The sequence below is a fragment of the Halobacillus sp. genome (assembly GCF_049282395.1).
Classification (GTDB): Bacteria; Bacillota; Bacilli; order Bacillales; family Halobacillaceae; genus Halobacillus.
On the sequence record NZ_JBAPTY010000066.1, the window covers coordinates 15331 to 31030 of the forward strand.

General features: G+C 41.3%; 17 protein-coding genes and 2 tRNA genes. 10 read left to right on the forward strand and 9 right to left on the reverse strand.

Features of this window, described 5'->3' with window-relative positions; all coding sequences use genetic code 11:
• The first annotated feature begins 549 nt into the window (after positions 1-549).
• Positions 550-642, forward strand: a tRNA-Ser gene (locus tag WAM07_RS03455).
• A 393-nt stretch (positions 643-1035) separates the two neighbouring features.
• Here WAM07_RS03455 and WAM07_RS03460 read toward each other — a convergent pair.
• Together WAM07_RS03460 and WAM07_RS03465 are read right to left on the reverse strand one after the other, a co-directional pair.
• Positions 1036-1719, reverse strand: coding sequence for a deoxynucleoside kinase (locus tag WAM07_RS03460; protein ID WP_014641313.1), 684 nt, complete (start codon positions 1717-1719; stop codon positions 1036-1038).
• Entirely contained in the window at positions 1716-2357 is a 642-nt protein-coding gene (locus WAM07_RS03465) for a deoxynucleoside kinase (protein WP_422164802.1), read from the reverse strand. The genes WAM07_RS03460 and WAM07_RS03465 overlap by 4 nt, the downstream gene beginning before the upstream one ends.
• Before the next feature lie 242 nt (positions 2358-2599).
• Between WAM07_RS03465 and WAM07_RS03470 the strand changes: the two genes are divergently transcribed.
• A tRNA-Arg gene (locus WAM07_RS03470) sits at positions 2600-2672 on the forward strand.
• 310 nt (positions 2673-2982) lie between these two features.
• Here WAM07_RS03470 and WAM07_RS03475 read toward each other — a convergent pair.
• Genes WAM07_RS03475 through modA form a run of 3 tightly spaced genes read right to left on the reverse strand, consistent with a single transcriptional unit; the run spans position 2983 to position 5093 of the window.
• A complete protein-coding gene (locus WAM07_RS03475) occupies positions 2983-3612 on the reverse strand; it encodes an ATP-binding cassette domain-containing protein (RefSeq protein WP_422164804.1) in 630 nt (209 codons plus the stop codon).
• A gap of 15 nt (positions 3613-3627) precedes the next feature.
• Entirely contained in the window at positions 3628-4305 is a 678-nt protein-coding gene (gene modB / locus WAM07_RS03480) for a molybdate ABC transporter permease subunit (protein ID WP_422164827.1), read from the reverse strand.
• Positions 4306-4325: 20 nt separating this feature from the next.
• Positions 4326-5093: a molybdate ABC transporter substrate-binding protein gene (modA, locus tag WAM07_RS03485; protein WP_422164805.1), complete on the reverse strand. Its 768-nt coding sequence runs from the start codon at positions 5091-5093 to the stop codon at positions 4326-4328.
• Positions 5094-5195: 102 nt separating this feature from the next.
• Here modA and WAM07_RS03490 point away from each other — a divergent pair, with 102 nt between their 5' ends.
• From WAM07_RS03490 to WAM07_RS03500, 3 genes are all read left to right on the forward strand, one after another.
• Entirely contained in the window at positions 5196-5852 is a 657-nt protein-coding gene (locus WAM07_RS03490) for a M50 family metallopeptidase (RefSeq protein ID WP_422164807.1), read from the forward strand.
• Positions 5853-5996: 144 nt separating this feature from the next.
• Positions 5997-6101, forward strand: a complete 105-nt coding sequence (locus WAM07_RS03495; RefSeq protein ID WP_087946016.1) for a YjcZ family sporulation protein — start codon at positions 5997-5999, stop codon at positions 6099-6101.
• Between the two features lie 105 nt (positions 6102-6206).
• A complete protein-coding gene (locus tag WAM07_RS03500; protein ID WP_422164809.1) occupies positions 6207-6461 on the forward strand; it encodes a hypothetical protein in 255 nt (84 codons plus the stop codon).
• Positions 6462-6498: 37 nt separating this feature from the next.
• On the opposite strand, the gene WAM07_RS03505 is transcribed toward WAM07_RS03500, so the two are convergent.
• Entirely contained in the window at positions 6499-6693 is a 195-nt protein-coding gene (locus WAM07_RS03505; protein WP_422164811.1) for a hypothetical protein, read from the reverse strand.
• Between the two features lie 133 nt (positions 6694-6826).
• Here WAM07_RS03505 and aldA point away from each other — a divergent pair, with 133 nt between their 5' ends.
• Positions 6827-8278, forward strand: a complete 1452-nt coding sequence (aldA, locus tag WAM07_RS03510) for an aldehyde dehydrogenase (RefSeq protein ID WP_422164813.1) — start codon at positions 6827-6829, stop codon at positions 8276-8278.
• Between the two features lie 34 nt (positions 8279-8312).
• Here aldA and WAM07_RS03515 read toward each other — a convergent pair whose 3' ends face one another.
• The gene (locus tag WAM07_RS03515) at positions 8313-9119 is read right to left on the reverse strand and encodes an aminoglycoside N(3)-acetyltransferase (protein ID WP_422164815.1); all 807 of its coding nucleotides are present in this window, start codon (positions 9117-9119) and stop codon (positions 8313-8315) included.
• Between the two features lie 25 nt (positions 9120-9144).
• Positions 9145-9639 carry a preQ(1) synthase gene (gene queF / locus WAM07_RS03520; protein WP_422164817.1) on the reverse strand — a complete coding sequence of 165 codons (495 nt, stop codon included), beginning with the start codon at positions 9637-9639 and terminating at the stop codon, positions 9145-9147.
• A 417-nt stretch (positions 9640-10056) separates the two neighbouring features.
• On the opposite strand from queF, the gene acsA reads away from it, so the two are divergent.
• From acsA to WAM07_RS03540, 4 genes are all read left to right on the forward strand, one after another.
• The gene (acsA, locus tag WAM07_RS03525) at positions 10057-11766 is read left to right on the forward strand and encodes an acetate--CoA ligase (protein WP_422164818.1); all 1710 of its coding nucleotides are present in this window, start codon (positions 10057-10059) and stop codon (positions 11764-11766) included.
• Between the two features lie 183 nt (positions 11767-11949).
• Positions 11950-13257, forward strand: a complete 1308-nt coding sequence (locus WAM07_RS03530; RefSeq protein ID WP_422164820.1) for a purine/pyrimidine permease — start codon at positions 11950-11952, stop codon at positions 13255-13257.
• 32 nt (positions 13258-13289) lie between these two features.
• Positions 13290-14609, forward strand: coding sequence for a lysine N(6)-hydroxylase/L-ornithine N(5)-oxygenase family protein (locus WAM07_RS03535; protein ID WP_422164823.1), 1320 nt, complete (start codon positions 13290-13292; stop codon positions 14607-14609).
• Between the two features lie 101 nt (positions 14610-14710).
• Positions 14711-15223, forward strand: coding sequence for a type 1 glutamine amidotransferase domain-containing protein (locus WAM07_RS03540; RefSeq protein WP_422164824.1), 513 nt, complete (start codon positions 14711-14713; stop codon positions 15221-15223).
• A gap of 49 nt (positions 15224-15272) precedes the next feature.
• Here WAM07_RS03540 and WAM07_RS03545 read toward each other — a convergent pair.
• A partial coding sequence (locus WAM07_RS03545; protein WP_422164825.1) for a PH domain-containing protein occupies positions 15273-15700 on the reverse strand: 428 nt, incomplete at its 5' end.

Consider the following 15700-nt stretch of genomic DNA (forward strand, 5'->3'; position numbering starts at 1 on the left):
CGTTCGACGTTGCCACAGGACGTGGCGGTCTTAGTCGAACATCCCTTGTGGTGAGCTTCCTCGGGCTTAACAGCCCTGCGGGATCTCACCGATCATGTTCATCCCGCAGGGAGTGAAACGAGCGAGGAAGCTCATCGTTCCCCCATAGGAAAGTGTTCAAATGTAGAATCACCCCGAAAGACACGACCAGCATAAGCCGACCATCAAAAGGATTGCGGTTTTTCAATCCGTTGATGAGCGGCTTATGTCTCGAGTGTCTGGGTGATGTAACAAGACGAGTTATTTCCCCACCAGCCCTCTTCCACATAGAGTAACGGACCTCCAACTATCTCGAAACTGAGTCTTCAACACACGGGAGCTTTACTGGAAGATTAAGATGGAGTTTAACAGGCTTTAGAATTAAGGAAATTGACTATACACGTGAAGGTTCTTATAATGAGAAAAGATGAAATGACAAAATTCCTCTCTTTTCTACAGAAATGAAAAAAGTTTTTAATATATATTGACGGGCTTACTCAGCCGTGATATTATATTCATTGTCGGTCACACGGAGGAGTACCCAAGTTTGGCTGAAGGGAGCGGTCTTGAAAACCGCCAGGGGGTTAACGCCCCGCGGGGGTTCGAATCCCTCCTCCTCCGCCATTTTATTATCAACAATAGCGCATAATATTGGAGATTTATAGAACAAAAGCAGCCTTTTCGAAGGCTGCTTTTTTAGTTTGTGAAATTTTAAAGCGTAACAGCATTTAACAAACTTCTAAAGCATCTTCCTGCGAACAGAAAAATCGGCCTCATAGCTTAATGAAACGGCAGATTAATTCTTCTCCTGATCTACAAATTTCCTTTTCTCAGGGATCGCTATCTTATCAAATTTTTGATTTAATATAGCCAGTTCTTCATTGAGGAATGAATCGATCTTTCATGGAATGTATTCTCCTTTCTTTATGGATATGTTTCCCCATATATTACCTACTCCACACGTCCATAAGGCATGAAAAAAAGCCTGAAGAGATTTGAATCTCTTCAGGCTTTTGTTTAGGTGAGCAAGTGGCTGGAACGCCATTTGCGGGATTGCTGGATAAAGTGTCCGATTTTTTCCATAACAGGTTCAATACTGTTTTCATCATTTAACACGTCATAGTCCGCTATATTCAGCCGAAGGACTGGGCAGGAATTGAAATTCTCGATCCAATTCTCATAACGTTTGAACATTTCCTCCCAATATTCGACAGGCGTTTCCTGTTCCATTGGCCGTCCTCGCTCTTTAATTCGATCGACAACGTCATCAAATGATCCTTCCAGATAAATTAATAAATCCGGATGAGGGAAATAGGGAGTCATGACCATGGCATCGAATAAATTCTTGTACGTTTGGTAATCTATTTCAGACATCGTTCCTTTTTCATAATGCATACGGGCGAAAATGCCTGTATCTTCATAAATCGAACGATCCTGAATAAATCCACCGCCATATTCAAAGATTTTCTTCTGCTCTTTAAAACGTTCAGCTAAAAAGTAAATTTGTAAATGGAAGCTCCAACGTTCAAAATCATGATAAAACTTATCAAGGTAAGGATTGGTTTCTACTTTTTCAAAAGAAGTACGAAATTTAAGGGCATCAGCTAATGCATTCGTCATGGTAGATTTCCCTACCCCAACTGTGCCTGCAATTGTAATGACGCTGTCATGTGGTATTCCATAGCGTTCACGTGCGTTCATTTAATAACTTCTCCTTTATTTAAGTGTTGCTCTACAAGTTCAACAATATAATTTAAATCATCCTGATGTTTTACGAAATCAATATCATCGCCATTCAAGCGAATAACAGGGATATCAGGATGAGTTGCTTCAAAGTGATTCATGAAGTCCTCATAGTCCCTGGATAACTGCTCTAAATAAGAGGGTTGAATATTGGCTTCAACATCTCTGTTCCGCATACGAATACGATCTAACAGGGTATCGAGACCAGCATGCAGATAAACAATGATATTCGGACGCGGCATATCGTGCGTTAATATGTCAAAAATCTGAGAGTACTTTTGGAATTGATCTTCTCTTAGAGTACGTCGTGCAAAAATCATATTTTTAGAAATATGATAATCGGCTATAACGGGCTTCTCTAACTGCAAATACTTCCGTTCGATATCCTCCAGCTGCTTGAATCGATTGCATAAGAAGAACATCTCGGTTTGGAAGCTCCATTCTTCAATATTGTCGTAAAATTTGCCTAAAAACGGATTCTCCTCAACGATTTCCTTGAGCAAATGAAAATCAAACTGGGAGGCGAGCTTTTTAGACAGAGACGTTTTCCCAACACCAATGGGCCCTTCAACCGCAATGAAAGGTATATGTCCCATCTCTTCTCCTCCTTCAAACTCAATTAAGAAAAGCACGAACACCCTATCGAATCTTTTCAAACTATAGAGAAAAGCGACCTGGGGGAACGGCTTATGATTTATATAACTATCCTGAGCGTTCAGACAGACAAACTATATTTTATCATATCCGTAGAGTTGAAGTAACAGGAAGGAAGGAATTTGAGAAGAATTCACTTTTCATTCAAGCCAATGTTTTGTATAATATTACACGTACGCTTTTTGCCCCCGTAGCTCAGGGGATAGAGCATCGGTTTCCTAAACCGTGTGCCGCAGGTTCGAATCCTGCCGGGGGCATTATTATAGTAACAGAAAAGACCCGGCATCCTTCCATGGATGCCGGGTCTTTTCTTGTACACAAAAAAACCGCAGCTTTACCTGCGGAAATGTTGGAGGAGGAGTAAGCCATTTGCTCTTATTAATAACAATTGGCGATCCTCAGAGTCATTATAAACAAACTTTGGAAAAGTTATACAAAAATAAAGACGCTGAAACAAAGTTCCAACGCCTGAGAGAGACAATACTTTAATCTACAGGTAATTAATGAAGTATATGTCTTATAAACTTATCATAACATATTATTTAAAAATAATAAAAAAACAAGTGCTTACCAAAATTCGACTGGAGTTCCTAGTTTGCCCTGATCAATGGGAAGGATCCGGTCGCCAAGTTTCCTGGCTTCTTCTTTATCATGCGTAACAAGTATTATTGGAATCTGCCACATTTGATGGAGACGTATCAATTCTTGATGGCATCGATTCTTAGTCGATTGATCCAAAGATGAAAAAGGTTCATCTAACAATAAAACCCTGGGCTTAGTGGCGAGAGCGCGGGCTAAGGCAACTCGTTGTTTTTCTCCTCCAGAGATTTGGTGAGGATAGCTGTCCATTAAATGTTGAATACCGACTACTTCCGTTAATTGCTGAGCTAATTCATTATCATTCGAACCGTATTGAATATTTTTTTGCACGGTCATATGAGGAAATAGAGCATAATCTTGAAACAAATAGCCAATTCTGCGTTTTTGAACAGGGACTTTAGAGCGGCCATCAAAGAGTAGCTGGCCGTTCAGTTCAATTCTTCCCGTATCGGGATGGCTCAGGCCGGCTATGCAATTAAGAGTAGTCGTTTTTCCAGACCCTGAAGGTCCGAATAAAATAATAATTTCGTTTTGAAAAGAAGCCTTTATATCAAGCAGGTATTGATTTAGGCGTTTTTGAAAATTAAGCTTTAGCATCTATAAGAACTCCCATTATGATTTACTTTTGAATGAAAGGATGTTGCGCTTAGTCCACCAATTCAGCCATAAGGTGGAACTAAAACCCAGGGCTACAATAATAAGAACCCACATTTTTGCCTGCTCCATCCGTCCGGATTCAACCGCGAAATAAATGGCTAACGGAATGGTATCCGTCTGGCCTGGAATATATCCTGCAATCATTAAGGTAGCCCCGAATTCTCCAAGTGCCCGGGCAAAGGAAAGGACCGTTCCGGCTAGCAGTCCCGGCCAGGCCAGAGGAAAGGAAATCGTAAAGAAAACCTTTAGCCTGGAAGCCCCCATCGTTAAAGCCGCATTCTCTACGTTTGAATCATAATTTTGAAACGCAGCCGAAGCACTCTGATACATAAGAGGAAATGAAACAACCACTGCAGCAATAACAGCACCTATCCAGGAGAACACAACTTGAACACCAAACCAGTCCATTAGCCATTTACCCAGTATTCCGTTTTTCCCAAATAGATAAAGAAGGCCGAAACCTACTACGGTAGGTGGTAAAACAAGTGGTAGTAAAAATAAAGATTCTAGAATACTTTTCCCGGGAAATAAATTCCTGGAAATGACTCGAGCAAGTATTACCCCGGTTATAAAAACAATCAGGGTAGCGATAGCTGCAATTTTTAAAGATAAGAGTAGAGGAGAATAGCTCATAGTCAACATTCACTTCCTGCTTACGATTGAAATCCGTATTTTTTCATAATCTCTTTTGCTTCTTTCGTACCTAGAAAGTTTAAAAAATCAGTGGCTTCTTGCTTGTGCGTACTATCTGATAAAACAGCCCCTGGGTACACGATCGGTTTATGTAATTCGGGATCGATTTCTGTCAGCACTTTAACCTGGTCTGATATTTTAGCATCACTTCCGTAGACGATTCCATAAGATACATTCCCGGATTCTACATAGGTTAAGACTTGGCGTACATCACTGGAAAAAACCAGATGTTCTTTGATTAACTCCCAAAGTTGAATCTTTTGGAGGGCCTGTTTCGTATAAGAGCCAGCTGGAACACTTTCGGGTTCTCCCACTGCTACTTGTGTTTCAGGGGGAAGATTCGCTAAAGTTTGTAAGGATTTTAATTCATGATTGTTTTTCGATCCGATTATAACGAGATGGTTAGAAGTGAAGTTCCGGCGAGTTGCAGATTCAATCTGCTTATCAGCTTCAAGCTGATCCATCCATTTTTGATTTGCAGACAAGTACAAGTCCGCAGGCGCTCCTTGTTCGATTTGCCGGGCAAGTTTACCGGAACTGGCTAAATTTAATTGAATGCTAACGTTATGAGCACTTTCATATGTATCGATTAGTTCTTTCATGACGTCTGTTAAACTGGAAGCTGCTGAAATAGTCAAGCTCTTTTTCTCTTCTGAAGAAGCAGAACAGCCGGCGAATGATACAATTATAATGAGGAAGGCAAGTAAACGTAACAGCTTTATTTTCATTTTTTCTGCCTCCTTACCTTGAATTTCCGCTATAGAACATTATATCGCTCGAGAAAAGTGAAGTACAAAGAAAAGATATTACGAAAAGAAAGGATATCACCTATGAAAACACAAATTATTCTTGGACTCATCGTGGCTTTGTTACTAACTCAAATGCCTATAGTTGGAAAGTACTTTGCCATTCTGAACACGATGATCCATGAAAGTGGTCATTCGTTAACTGCACTCATTACGGGAGGTGAGGTGCGCAGAATTTCTTTGCTTCCCAACACTTCCGGAACCACATTAACGGGGCATTCGTCATGGATCAGTCACTTCCTGACCAGTATTTCAGGTTATGTCTTTGCTTCTTTTTTTGCATTCCTCTTTTTTTATTTAATTTCCAAGGGTCAGTATAAGTGGATGATTTATATTCTTCTTGCTTTTTTAGCGGTTAATTTAGTTTTTTGGGTGCGAAATGGTTATGGACTCTTCTGGGTGATTACTTTCGGGGCGGGATTTATCTGGCTGTTGCGGAGTGGTAACCAGACCTTCATTGAATATGTGCTCGTATTTTTAGCATCCCTTGTTTTTGTAGAGGCGGTTACAAGTGCTTTTGAGATTATGTGGATTAGTTTCGTGTCCCCGATGCAGGCTGGTGACGCTGCCAACTTAGCACGTGCTACGAAATTTATTCCTGCCCCCTTATGGGGAATGGCTTTCTTTGCTCAGTCCTTATACTTTGCCTGGCTCGGTATAAGACGATTTTTCCCTCTATAATGCTTGAGGGCTTTAAAGGAAACCTTTTATTGTTTGGAAAAATAGTGTTAACAGAGCCAAAAAAATAAAAAACTCCGCTCCTGCCCTGTCAACCCTTCCTAAACTGAATATGGTAGTAAAGTAAGCAAGAGAGGGGGGAATGAAATGAGCGGAGGATACGGTGGCGGTTTCGCCCTACTAGTAGTATTGTTCATCCTTTTAGTTATCATTGGTGCATCTTATGTAGGTGGCCGTGGTTACGGGTATTAAAATAAAAGGCGGGAATGCTCCCGCTTTATACATAAAATGGAAAGTTTGTTGGGTAGTGCACGGGGGTACCGTTAAATAGAATAAGTTCATGGAGGAATCCCACATATGAATCTAAAAGATCGTTTAATTACCAATGGTTTTGATCACGTTGATATCCTTCTCGTGGACGATGAAGGGGATCAAACCACTGTACCCGATATCACCCTGCATAAGGTGAATGATCTCGAGTACAAGCTTTATCTGCAACAGGAGACCGTACAGTACCACCTGGACAAAGAATACCCTTACTTTGAAGCGGTACAAAACAGTGGGGAAGATGGTAAGAAAACAGTGAAAGGTTACATACTGGAGTGGAAATAAAGTCCTGGTTTCAGGGCTTTTTTTATGGAAGATAAGCTTACTCTTTACTCTTTGACCGCTTTATTCGTTCTTTACGGTCTGCATAGCCTCCTATAATGAGAAAAATTCCAGACACGAATAAAACCATGGATACCAATGGGTCTTGAATCGAGAACAATAAAATAATAGACGCGATTATGTTGCCAATACCTACAAGTCCTAAAATAATAAACATTTGATTTTGTTTTTTCATCGTTTTCCCTCCTTTATTACTGCTCAACGTTCATAATTCTTTCACTAAACCTTCAGGGATAACATATCCGCTAGTTTATGATTTGTAAACAGGTGGAATGCATTGGATAAATACCAATCAGGAGGTTATCATCTTGCAGACACATCAATTATATATTAATGGTCAATATATAGAATCTGAAGGCAATGAATGGATTGAGGTCCTTAATCCAGCAACCGAACAAGTAATTTCTCAAATACCGAAAGGCACTAAAAATGATGTAGAGCGCGCCGTAAGCGCTGCTGCCAATGCTCAAAAAGAGTGGGAACTTACTCCAAATATCGAACGAGGAAAGATTGTACGAAAGCTTGGCGATGAAATCGAAGCAAATCGTGATAAGTTTATTGATCTCTTACAGGAAGAGCAAGGAAAAGACTATGAACTCGCAAGCGGAGAAATTGATTTAGCGATTGATTATTTCCGTTATATGTCCGAATGGGCGAGAAGAATTGAAGGCGATGTCGTTCCCAGTGATCGTCCGAATGAAAATATATTTGTTTATAAAAAACCAATAGGGGTTGTAGCAGGAATTGTACCCTGGAACTTTCCTATGTTTATTTTGGCAAGAAAAGTAGCTACTGCTCTCGTGACGGGCTGTACCATCGTATTGAAGCCTAGTCAGCAGACGCCGAATACCGCTATGGAATTCACGAAAATTATTGACAGTATGGAAGAAATTCCAAAAGGCGTTTACAACTTGATTACGGGTACAGGCTCTGAAATTGGTAATACCTTAGCCTCTCATAAAAATGTTCAAATGATATCAATGACGGGAAGCGTTGGAGCCGGTACGAAGGTTATGGAAGCAGCGGCTCAAAATATTACCAAGGTCAACCTGGAACTGGGCGGCAAAGCCCCTGCCATTGTAACGGCCAATGCAGATCTTGATATTGCTGTAGAAAGCATTCTGACTTCAAGACTTGCCAATAATGGTCAGGCATGTACGAATGCCGAACGGGTTTATGTTCACGAAAGTAAAGCAGAAGAGTTGATTGAACAGCTTAAAAATAAATTTGAAGCCTGCACGCTTGGCAATCCTCGAGAGAACAAAGATGCTGATGTAGGTCCACTTGTGAGCCAGGATCGTCTTGAAGAAGTGGAAAGTATGGTAAAACAAGCTGTAGACGAGGGTGCAAAAGTGGAAATTGGCGGCGAACGCGGCGACCAAGAGCAAGGCTATTTTTATAAACCAACGATAATAACCAATGTCACACATGACATGACAATTATGCAGGAAGAAATATTTGGCCCGGTTATTCCAATCACAACCTATCAAACACTCGATGAGGCAATTGATAAAGGAAATGATACGGAATATGGTCTATCCTCTTCCGTCTACACCGATGATCTAAATGAAGCTATGCGAGTAGTCAATGAACTGAAATTCGGCGAAACGTATGTGAACCGTGAAAACTTTGAAGAAGTACAAGGGTATCACGCAGGTATGCGTAAGTCAGGCCTTGGCGGGGCTGATGGAAAACATGGAATGGAAGACTTCCTTGTTACTCAGGTCGCCTATATGCAGTATAAAAATGATAAAAAATAAAAAACGAAAGGGTGCCGGAGTAGGCACCCTTTTTTTAATGATCTTTCTTTTTAAACCACTCTGCGGCATAGTCTACCGCTTCAGGCATGGAAAACAATCTGGAGGGAGCCTGGCCAATTTTACCGGTAACAACCATTCTCTCTTTCTCGAATTGCTCTCCTATTTCTTCAAATGAATCATCATCAAACTCAATATCTTTATAAACGGTCCATTTTGCAGCCCCCTCTACTTGAAGAGGAGCCCCATTTTCTTTCAGTTTACGAGTACCTGACCGGTATTCTGATAGATGAAAACTGGTATTGGCGTCATAACCTGTACCTAATAAAAGCACTTTTGCATCTAATTGATAAGTTTTGCCGAGTGGAGAATGGTCACTTAATGAATAATCTAAAGGATGTTCACTAGTAATCATGCTGGCATTCTTACCCCAGGCTGAAATAGAAAAGGCAGGATGATGACTCCGGTGGACATTGGGAAACTTCCGAAATAATTCAGGAACGACTCCTAGATAAGTGGAAGGGGTTTTCTCAGGATCATAAGCTGGCATGGTCTGGCGGATCGTGTCGTGCCAGTGTTCGGGAACCGGCGGATTCTGCCATTCAGCGGGATCAGACAAGGTAGGAGAATGCGTTTGAATAACCAATGTACCTTCACTTGTCAGGGCATCCATTAAGGCTTGAATAACGGCCTGCGGACCGCCGCTGACCCAGCCCAGTGACTTCATCGATACATGAACAAGCAGCGTGTCGCCGGGATTTACCCCTATTTCATGTAAATCTTTGGTTAAAGAGGCTAATGTATTTGGACAACGGGTTTGTGCGATCACATCTTTTTCAACCATGCGGGCTTCCCCCTCTTTTTAATCGTTAGCGATTATCAATTTTTTCAGGATACAGATCATGATTCATCATTCGATGGTCGGCCATCTGTTCGAATTTAGTAGAAGGCTTTCCATAGTTACAGTATGGATCTATGGAGATTCCTCCTCGTGGTGTGAATTTCCCCCATACTTCAATGTAACGTGGATCCATCAGTTGAATGAGATCGTTCATAATGGTGTTGATGCTGTCTTCGTGGAAGTCACCGTGGTTACGGAAACTGAACAAATATAATTTTAATGACTTACTTTCTACCATCAGACGGTCTGGAATATAGCTGATGTAAATAGTGGCAAAGTCCGGCTGACCGGTTTTGGGGCAGAGAGTCGTAAATTCAGGGCAATTAAATTTTACAAAATAATCACGGTTTGGGTGCTGGTTCTCAAAGGTTTCCAGTACCTCCGGATCATATTCAAAGGAATACGCCGTTCCTTGATTTCCGAGCAGAGAAAGGTTTAAATCATCTTCATTACGTCCAGGCATTATGAACACTCCTAGCAAAAATTATAGTGGGTACCTCAGGTCATCCATTTTCTGGATGACCTGAGGTGGAAGTTAATTCCATTATAAAAGCCGCAACCCTAAGGGCTGCGGCTTGGTTCTTCAGCTTCCTTAGTTTTTTATAGAGGGGTTGGCTAAGAAACCTCTATTTTTATAGGCTCTAACACTGTTTTTATTATATAAATCCCTTTTAAAACTGTCAATTTCAGTCGTATTTCTGGCTTTTTTATGTAAATTCTTGGGCATAACACTTTAAAAATAGATGGAAGTAACCTAGAATAGTAAGTAAATCATGAAATATTCAGAAAACATCCTAGAAGCTCTGATTTGAATTTTCAGGGTTTTCTTACCCAATTTTGAGAAAACGGTTACAAAAAAATAATCTAATGAGGTGATCTTATGGACATGCAACCAATACCAGCTCGATCAGGCAACCACAACATGGAAAACTACAAAGAAACGTACGAACAATTCAATTGGGATGATGTGAAAAGTAATTTCACATGGAGTAAGACTGGAAATGTAAATATCGCTTATGAAGCGATAGATAAACATGCAGAAGATCCACAGAAGAAAAATCAGGCAGCTTTGATCTATACATCACCTGAACGTGAAGAAAAATTGACGTTTGAAGATTTAAAAGTAAAGAGTAACCAATTTGCTAATGTATTAAAAAAACATAATATAGAAAAAGGCGACCGTGTATTCCTGTTTATGCACAGAAGTCCCGAGTTCTATGCTGCTTTCTTCGGAATACTTAAGGTTGGTGCAATTGCAGGTCCGTTGTTTGAAGCATTTATGGAACAGGCGGTCCGTGACCGACTGGAAGATAGTGAGGCCACAATGCTGGTCACAACCCCAGAACTTCTGGATCGTGTGCCCGTAGACGATCTGCCCAACTTGAAGCAAATAGTGCTCGTTGGAGGAGATGCTCCTGGCAACTACATCTCATTCGAAGAGGAAATGGATCAGGCTTCTGAAGAATTTGATATCGAATGGGTAGACGTTGAGGACGGCATGCTCCTTCACTATACTTCTGGATCTACAGGAAAACCAAAAGGCGTTTATCATGTTCACAATGCCATGATCCAGCACTATCAAACAGGAAAATGGGTCCTTGATCTAAAAGAGGACGATGTTTACTGGTGCACTGCTGACCCCGGATGGGTAACAGGTACAAGCTATGGTATATTCGCGCCTTGGCTTAACGGGGTAACGAACGTAATCCGCGGTGGCAGATTTAGTCCAGATGACTGGTACGGAACCATTTCTGAGCAAAATGTTTCTGTTTGGTATTCAGCTCCAACAGCTTTTCGTAAGTTGCTAAGTGCAGGAGAAGAAGCGGCTGCCAAGCATGACCTTTCTTCCTTACGACATGTGCTAAGTGTCGGGGAACCACTAAACCCTGAAGTTATTACCTGGGGTCTTAAAGCCTTTGACCTGCGCATCCATGATACGTGGTGGATGACTGAAACCGGAGCGATGCTGATCTGTAACTATCCGGCTATGGATATACGTCCAGGCTCAATGGGTAAACCATTCCCGGGCATTGTTGCGGCTATCGTAGATAATGAAGGGAATGAACTGCCTCCTAATCAAATGGGTAACCTTGCTATTAAAGAAGGCTGGCCATCCATGATGCGTGCCATCTGGAATAATCCAGGGAAGTTTGAAAGTTACTTCTTAAACGGCTGGTACGTGTCTGGGGACAGTGCTTATCAGGATGAAGAAGGATACTTCTGGTTCCAGGGACGTCTGGATGATGTAATTAATACTTCCGGAGAACGCGTTGGTCCATTTGAAGTAGAAAGTAAATTGATTGAGCATGAAGCCGTAGCGGAAGCAGGGGTTATTGGAAAACCTGACCCTGAACGCGGTGAAATCATTAAAGCTTTTGTAACACTTCGGGACGGATATGAAGAATCAGATGATTTACTTGAAGACATTCGTCAATTCGTTAAAAAAGGTTTAAGCGCTCACGCTGCACCAAGAGAAATTGAAATTAAGGATACGATCCCTAAAACGCGCAGTGGTAAAATTATGCGCCGTTTGCTGAAATCCTGGGAACTTGGGCTGCCTACCGGAGATACTTCAACGCTTGAAGAATAGAAGTATAATCCTGATAACCAAAGTGCGCACAGACTTCTGTGCGCACTTTTTTTAATGAAAATATATTGAAACGTGTTTCACGTGAAACACAGAGCATCGATTAAGACATTCAGCGAAACGCTATGTTAGGATAATAGAAGAAATTAAAGGAAAATGATTGAATAGAAAATGCAGGTGTGACCTATGAGTGAACGACCTAATTCTCGTACAGGGACAGCCCTTGAGACCTCCCAGTGGTTTGTGTTTCTACTGGCTAGTGCAGTGGCACTCCCTATCGTTATCGGATCAATTTTTAATTTGAATTTTGCGGAAGTTGCTGGTTTAATGCAGCGAACTTTTTTTGTAGTTGGCGTGACCTCTTTCTTACAGGGAATGTTCGGCCACAGGCTGCCTATTATGGAAGGACCTGCTGGATTATGGATTAGTATCTTTGCTGTCATGGCCTACTCGGGTGCCGAAGCTGGAAAAAGTTATATGGAAACTCTCCAAACCCTGCAGGCAGCTATGTTATGGACAGGAGGCTTTCTTTTATTATTCGGTGTTTTCCGCTTGGCTCACCGGGTTTTATTTGTGTTTACACCTCTCGTAACCGGTGCTTTTTTGTTTTTACTTACCGTTCAATTGAGCGGTACTTTTTTGAGGGGAATGTTAGGAATTCAACAGGAAGTTGAGTCTATCCATTTGGGTCCGGCAGCTGTAGCTTTTCTTACGTTTTTATTAGTATTAGGATTGTCTATATTCGGAAAAGGATGGCTGAGAAGTTATGCTGTTCTGCTCGGGATTGGAGCCGGCTGGCTTGTATATGAAGCCATAATTGGAACTTCGCAGAAGGATACGGGAAACCTTGGGGCATTTTCCGTTCCGGAATGGCTGGCCTGGGGACCCCCTGTTTTTGAATGGAATGTGATTCCTCTTGCTTTCATAACGGCCGTCATTCTTTTGTCCAATATCGTAGCATCGGTTGTGGCTGTCAGCCATTCTATTTATGGAAAGCCGACTTTTACATACAATCAGATCAATCAAGGAAGTAGTTTTTTAGGAGTTACCCACGGGGTCTCCGCTATGTTTTCATCCATTGCTAATGTTCCGCTTGCTTCCTCGTCAGGCTTTATTAATTTGACAGGGCAGAAGAGGAAGCGGCCTTTTTTATACGCTTCTATGATTATGGTCGTCATTGCATTCTTTCCACCCCTGGTCGCCTTTATTTCCGGCATTCCTTCGCCTGTCGCAAATGCTGCTTTATTAGCAACGTTTGTTCAATTAATGGGACTCGGGCTGAGTAATATTGCGAGTGAAAACCTGGATGAAAGACGATTAACGATTTTATGTGTGTCCTTTCTATTAGGAATAGGATTAATGTTTCTGCCTTCCGAAGTATTCCAGGGACTTCCTGGCATTGTGCAAAACTTAATGAGTAACGGTTTACTAGTAGGAACAGTTTTAGTGATCTTTATGGAGCAGCTTTGGAAAGAATCAAACCAATCATCTTAGGGTAAAGTGATGGTTACAGAGGAAGTGATTATATGGATGAACAAATATATGATTTGATTGGAATCGGCATTGGTCCTTACAATCTTGGTCTCGCAGCATTAGCAGATCAGACAGCCGACATTGATGCGATATTTTTTGAGAGAACTCCCGAATTTATATGGCACCCGGGTATGTTAATCGAAAAGATGGATTTACAAGTTCCATTTCTCGCTGATTTGGCGACGTTTGCTGATCCAAAAAGCCCTTATACATTTATGAACTACTTGTATGAGCATGACCGGATGTTCCCATTCTTTTTCCACCGTCATTTCGAAGTCCCAAGACAGGAATACAACGATTATATGCAATGGGTAGCGAATCAGCTGGATTCATTGTACTTCGGACATACGGTGCTTGACGTTATGGATAAGAAAGATACCGAGCATCCGCATTATGAAGTGATTGTAGAAGAGAAAGCAACAGGTGAAAGAATATACGTGAAAGCGAAACATGTTGTTCTGGGTACAGGAAACGAACCCATCGTATTGGACGGGATGGAGGACTTACCGAATGAAGATGTTCTTCATACCAGCCGATATTTGTTCGAAAAAGAACAGCTTTTAAAAGCAAAGCATGTAACGGTTGTGGGCTCCGGCCAAAGTGCCGTTGAAGTGTTCCTTGATTTATTAGAGGAGCAGGAACGCCAGGATATGAAATTGACCTTGTTAACAAGGTCAGGCGGTTTGTTTTCTTTAGATAAAGCTAAATTTGCCCAAGAAGCTTTCACCCCATCCTATGTTGATTATTTTCACAACTTGAGCTTTGAGCAGCGGGAGCAGACATTAGATACATTAAAGCCGCTTCGGAATGGAATAGATCCGCAAACATTAACTCAGCTTTATACGAAATTGTACCACCGGACGGCTGGTCAAAGAGACAGTCGGGTACTTATCCAGCCTATGACGGAGGTTAAGGGAATTGAAGCTGTGGAAGACGGGTATGAACTGTCTTGTACGCAATGGCAGGAAAATGTCGATTATACGTATCATTCCGAAAAAGTAGTATTGGCTCTTGGATACAAGCCTCATATTCCATCATGGTTTATGGATCGTTATAAGGACGCCATTGAATGGGAAGGGGAAAATGTATTTAAGGTTACAAGGGATTATCAGCTGGTCTTTAACGATAACCGCAATCACCACTTTTTCACGTTAACCAATCTGGTTCATTCGCACGGAGCGGGAGCAACAAATCTTGGACTATCCGTTCATCGTAATGTCCATATTATCAATACCATCGCAGGCAGAACGGTATATAAAAATCAACAGGACACCACTTTTCAGCAGTTTTCCATGAAAGATTTTAAAGACTGATTATCCATTTTTTTGAATTCGAACAGGTTTAACTTTACCCCATACGGGAAGACATCCTATGTGTTAAAAATTAACTATGTCATTCAAGGAGATGATTGAATATGAGTAAAATCGCTTGTGTCGTAACATCTATGTTTGAAGATGTAGAGTACACTAAACCCGTAGATGAATTTAAAAGTGAAGGTCATGAAGTGACCACTATAGAATGGGAAGCTGGGAAAGAAGTAACAGGTAAGCAAGGCGATGCTACTGTTAAAATTGACGCTTCCGTCGATGATGTGAAGCCGGAAGATTTTGATGCCCTATTGATTCCCGGTGGATTCTCACCCGATCAATTACGCGGGGATGAAAAGTTTGTCAAATTCGCTAAACATTTCATGGATGAGAAAAAACCGGTCTTTGCGATCTGCCATGGTCCGCAGCTTTTAATTACTGCTAAGTCCCTGGAAGGCCGTAAAGCTACAGGTTTCAAATCTATTGCTGTAGATATGGAGTATGCAGGAGTAGACTTCGAAGATAAAGAAGTTGTGGTTTGCGGGAACCAGCTGGTTACAAGCCGTAATCCGGATGATATCCCGGCATTTAATCGAGAATCTCTCAAACTCCTAAAATAAATATCGTCTCACCCTAAAGAATAAGTCACGAGGATCTCTTCCTCGTGACTTATTTTCTATAGACAGGCAACTCGATTTTTGCAGAAGGACACTTAGCTTCCAACAATTTTTTGAATTTTTTATCATCTTGTGGTACTGAAATCAAAATCGTTTTATAATGAGACTGGGTGATTGCGATTCTTTTAAAGGTCCAGGCTGGACTAGAGAGAGGATTGTACGTGTAGGAAACAGATTGAATTTCAGATAGGGGAATGGTTTTAATAATAGGGCCAAACGTTACGATCAATGACTCTTCGGTGATTTCGTGGTAAGAACGGATGAGTGCCCATAGTAGAGGGATGGAGACAACAATCATAATGATAAGACCGACCCACCCTTCGGCAAGGCCTTCTGTAAATAGTCCAATTATGCCAAGAGGTATTAAAGCTAAAACGAACAGGATAAGAATGGGATTCTTTTTTACGGGGAATTTCATAT

What these genes read in the sequence shown, in the direction of transcription:
- WAM07_RS03460 (WP_014641313.1), bottom strand. Translation starts at nt 1,719, where the DNA reads ATGAACGCACGTGAACGCTATGGAATACCACATGACAGCGTCATTACA.
- WAM07_RS03465 (WP_422164802.1), bottom strand. Translation starts at nt 2,357, where the DNA reads ATGGGACATATACCTTTCATTGCGGTTGAAGGGCCCATTGGTGTTGGG.
- WAM07_RS03475 (WP_422164804.1), bottom strand. Translation starts at nt 3,612, where the DNA reads ATGCTAAAGCTTAATTTTCAAAAACGCCTAAATCAATACCTGCTTGAT.
- modB (WP_422164827.1), bottom strand. Translation starts at nt 4,305, where the DNA reads ATGAGCTATTCTCCTCTACTCTTATCTTTAAAAATTGCAGCTATCGCT.
- modA (WP_422164805.1), bottom strand. Translation starts at nt 5,093, where the DNA reads ATGAAAATAAAGCTGTTACGTTTACTTGCCTTCCTCATTATAATTGTA.
- WAM07_RS03490 (WP_422164807.1), top strand. Translation starts at nt 5,196, where the DNA reads ATGAAAACACAAATTATTCTTGGACTCATCGTGGCTTTGTTACTAACT.
- WAM07_RS03495 (WP_087946016.1), top strand. Translation starts at nt 5,997, where the DNA reads ATGAGCGGAGGATACGGTGGCGGTTTCGCCCTACTAGTAGTATTGTTC.
- WAM07_RS03500 (WP_422164809.1), top strand. Translation starts at nt 6,207, where the DNA reads ATGAATCTAAAAGATCGTTTAATTACCAATGGTTTTGATCACGTTGAT.
- WAM07_RS03505 (WP_422164811.1), bottom strand. Translation starts at nt 6,693, where the DNA reads ATGAAAAAACAAAATCAAATGTTTATTATTTTAGGACTTGTAGGTATT.
- WAM07_RS03515 (WP_422164815.1), bottom strand. Translation starts at nt 9,119, where the DNA reads ATGGTTGAAAAAGATGTGATCGCACAAACCCGTTGTCCAAATACATTA.
- queF (WP_422164817.1), bottom strand. Translation starts at nt 9,639, where the DNA reads ATGCCTGGACGTAATGAAGATGATTTAAACCTTTCTCTGCTCGGAAAT.
- acsA (WP_422164818.1), top strand. Translation starts at nt 10,057, where the DNA reads ATGGACATGCAACCAATACCAGCTCGATCAGGCAACCACAACATGGAA.
- WAM07_RS03530 (WP_422164820.1), top strand. Translation starts at nt 11,950, where the DNA reads ATGAGTGAACGACCTAATTCTCGTACAGGGACAGCCCTTGAGACCTCC.
- WAM07_RS03535 (WP_422164823.1), top strand. Translation starts at nt 13,290, where the DNA reads ATGGATGAACAAATATATGATTTGATTGGAATCGGCATTGGTCCTTAC.
- WAM07_RS03540 (WP_422164824.1), top strand. Translation starts at nt 14,711, where the DNA reads ATGAGTAAAATCGCTTGTGTCGTAACATCTATGTTTGAAGATGTAGAG.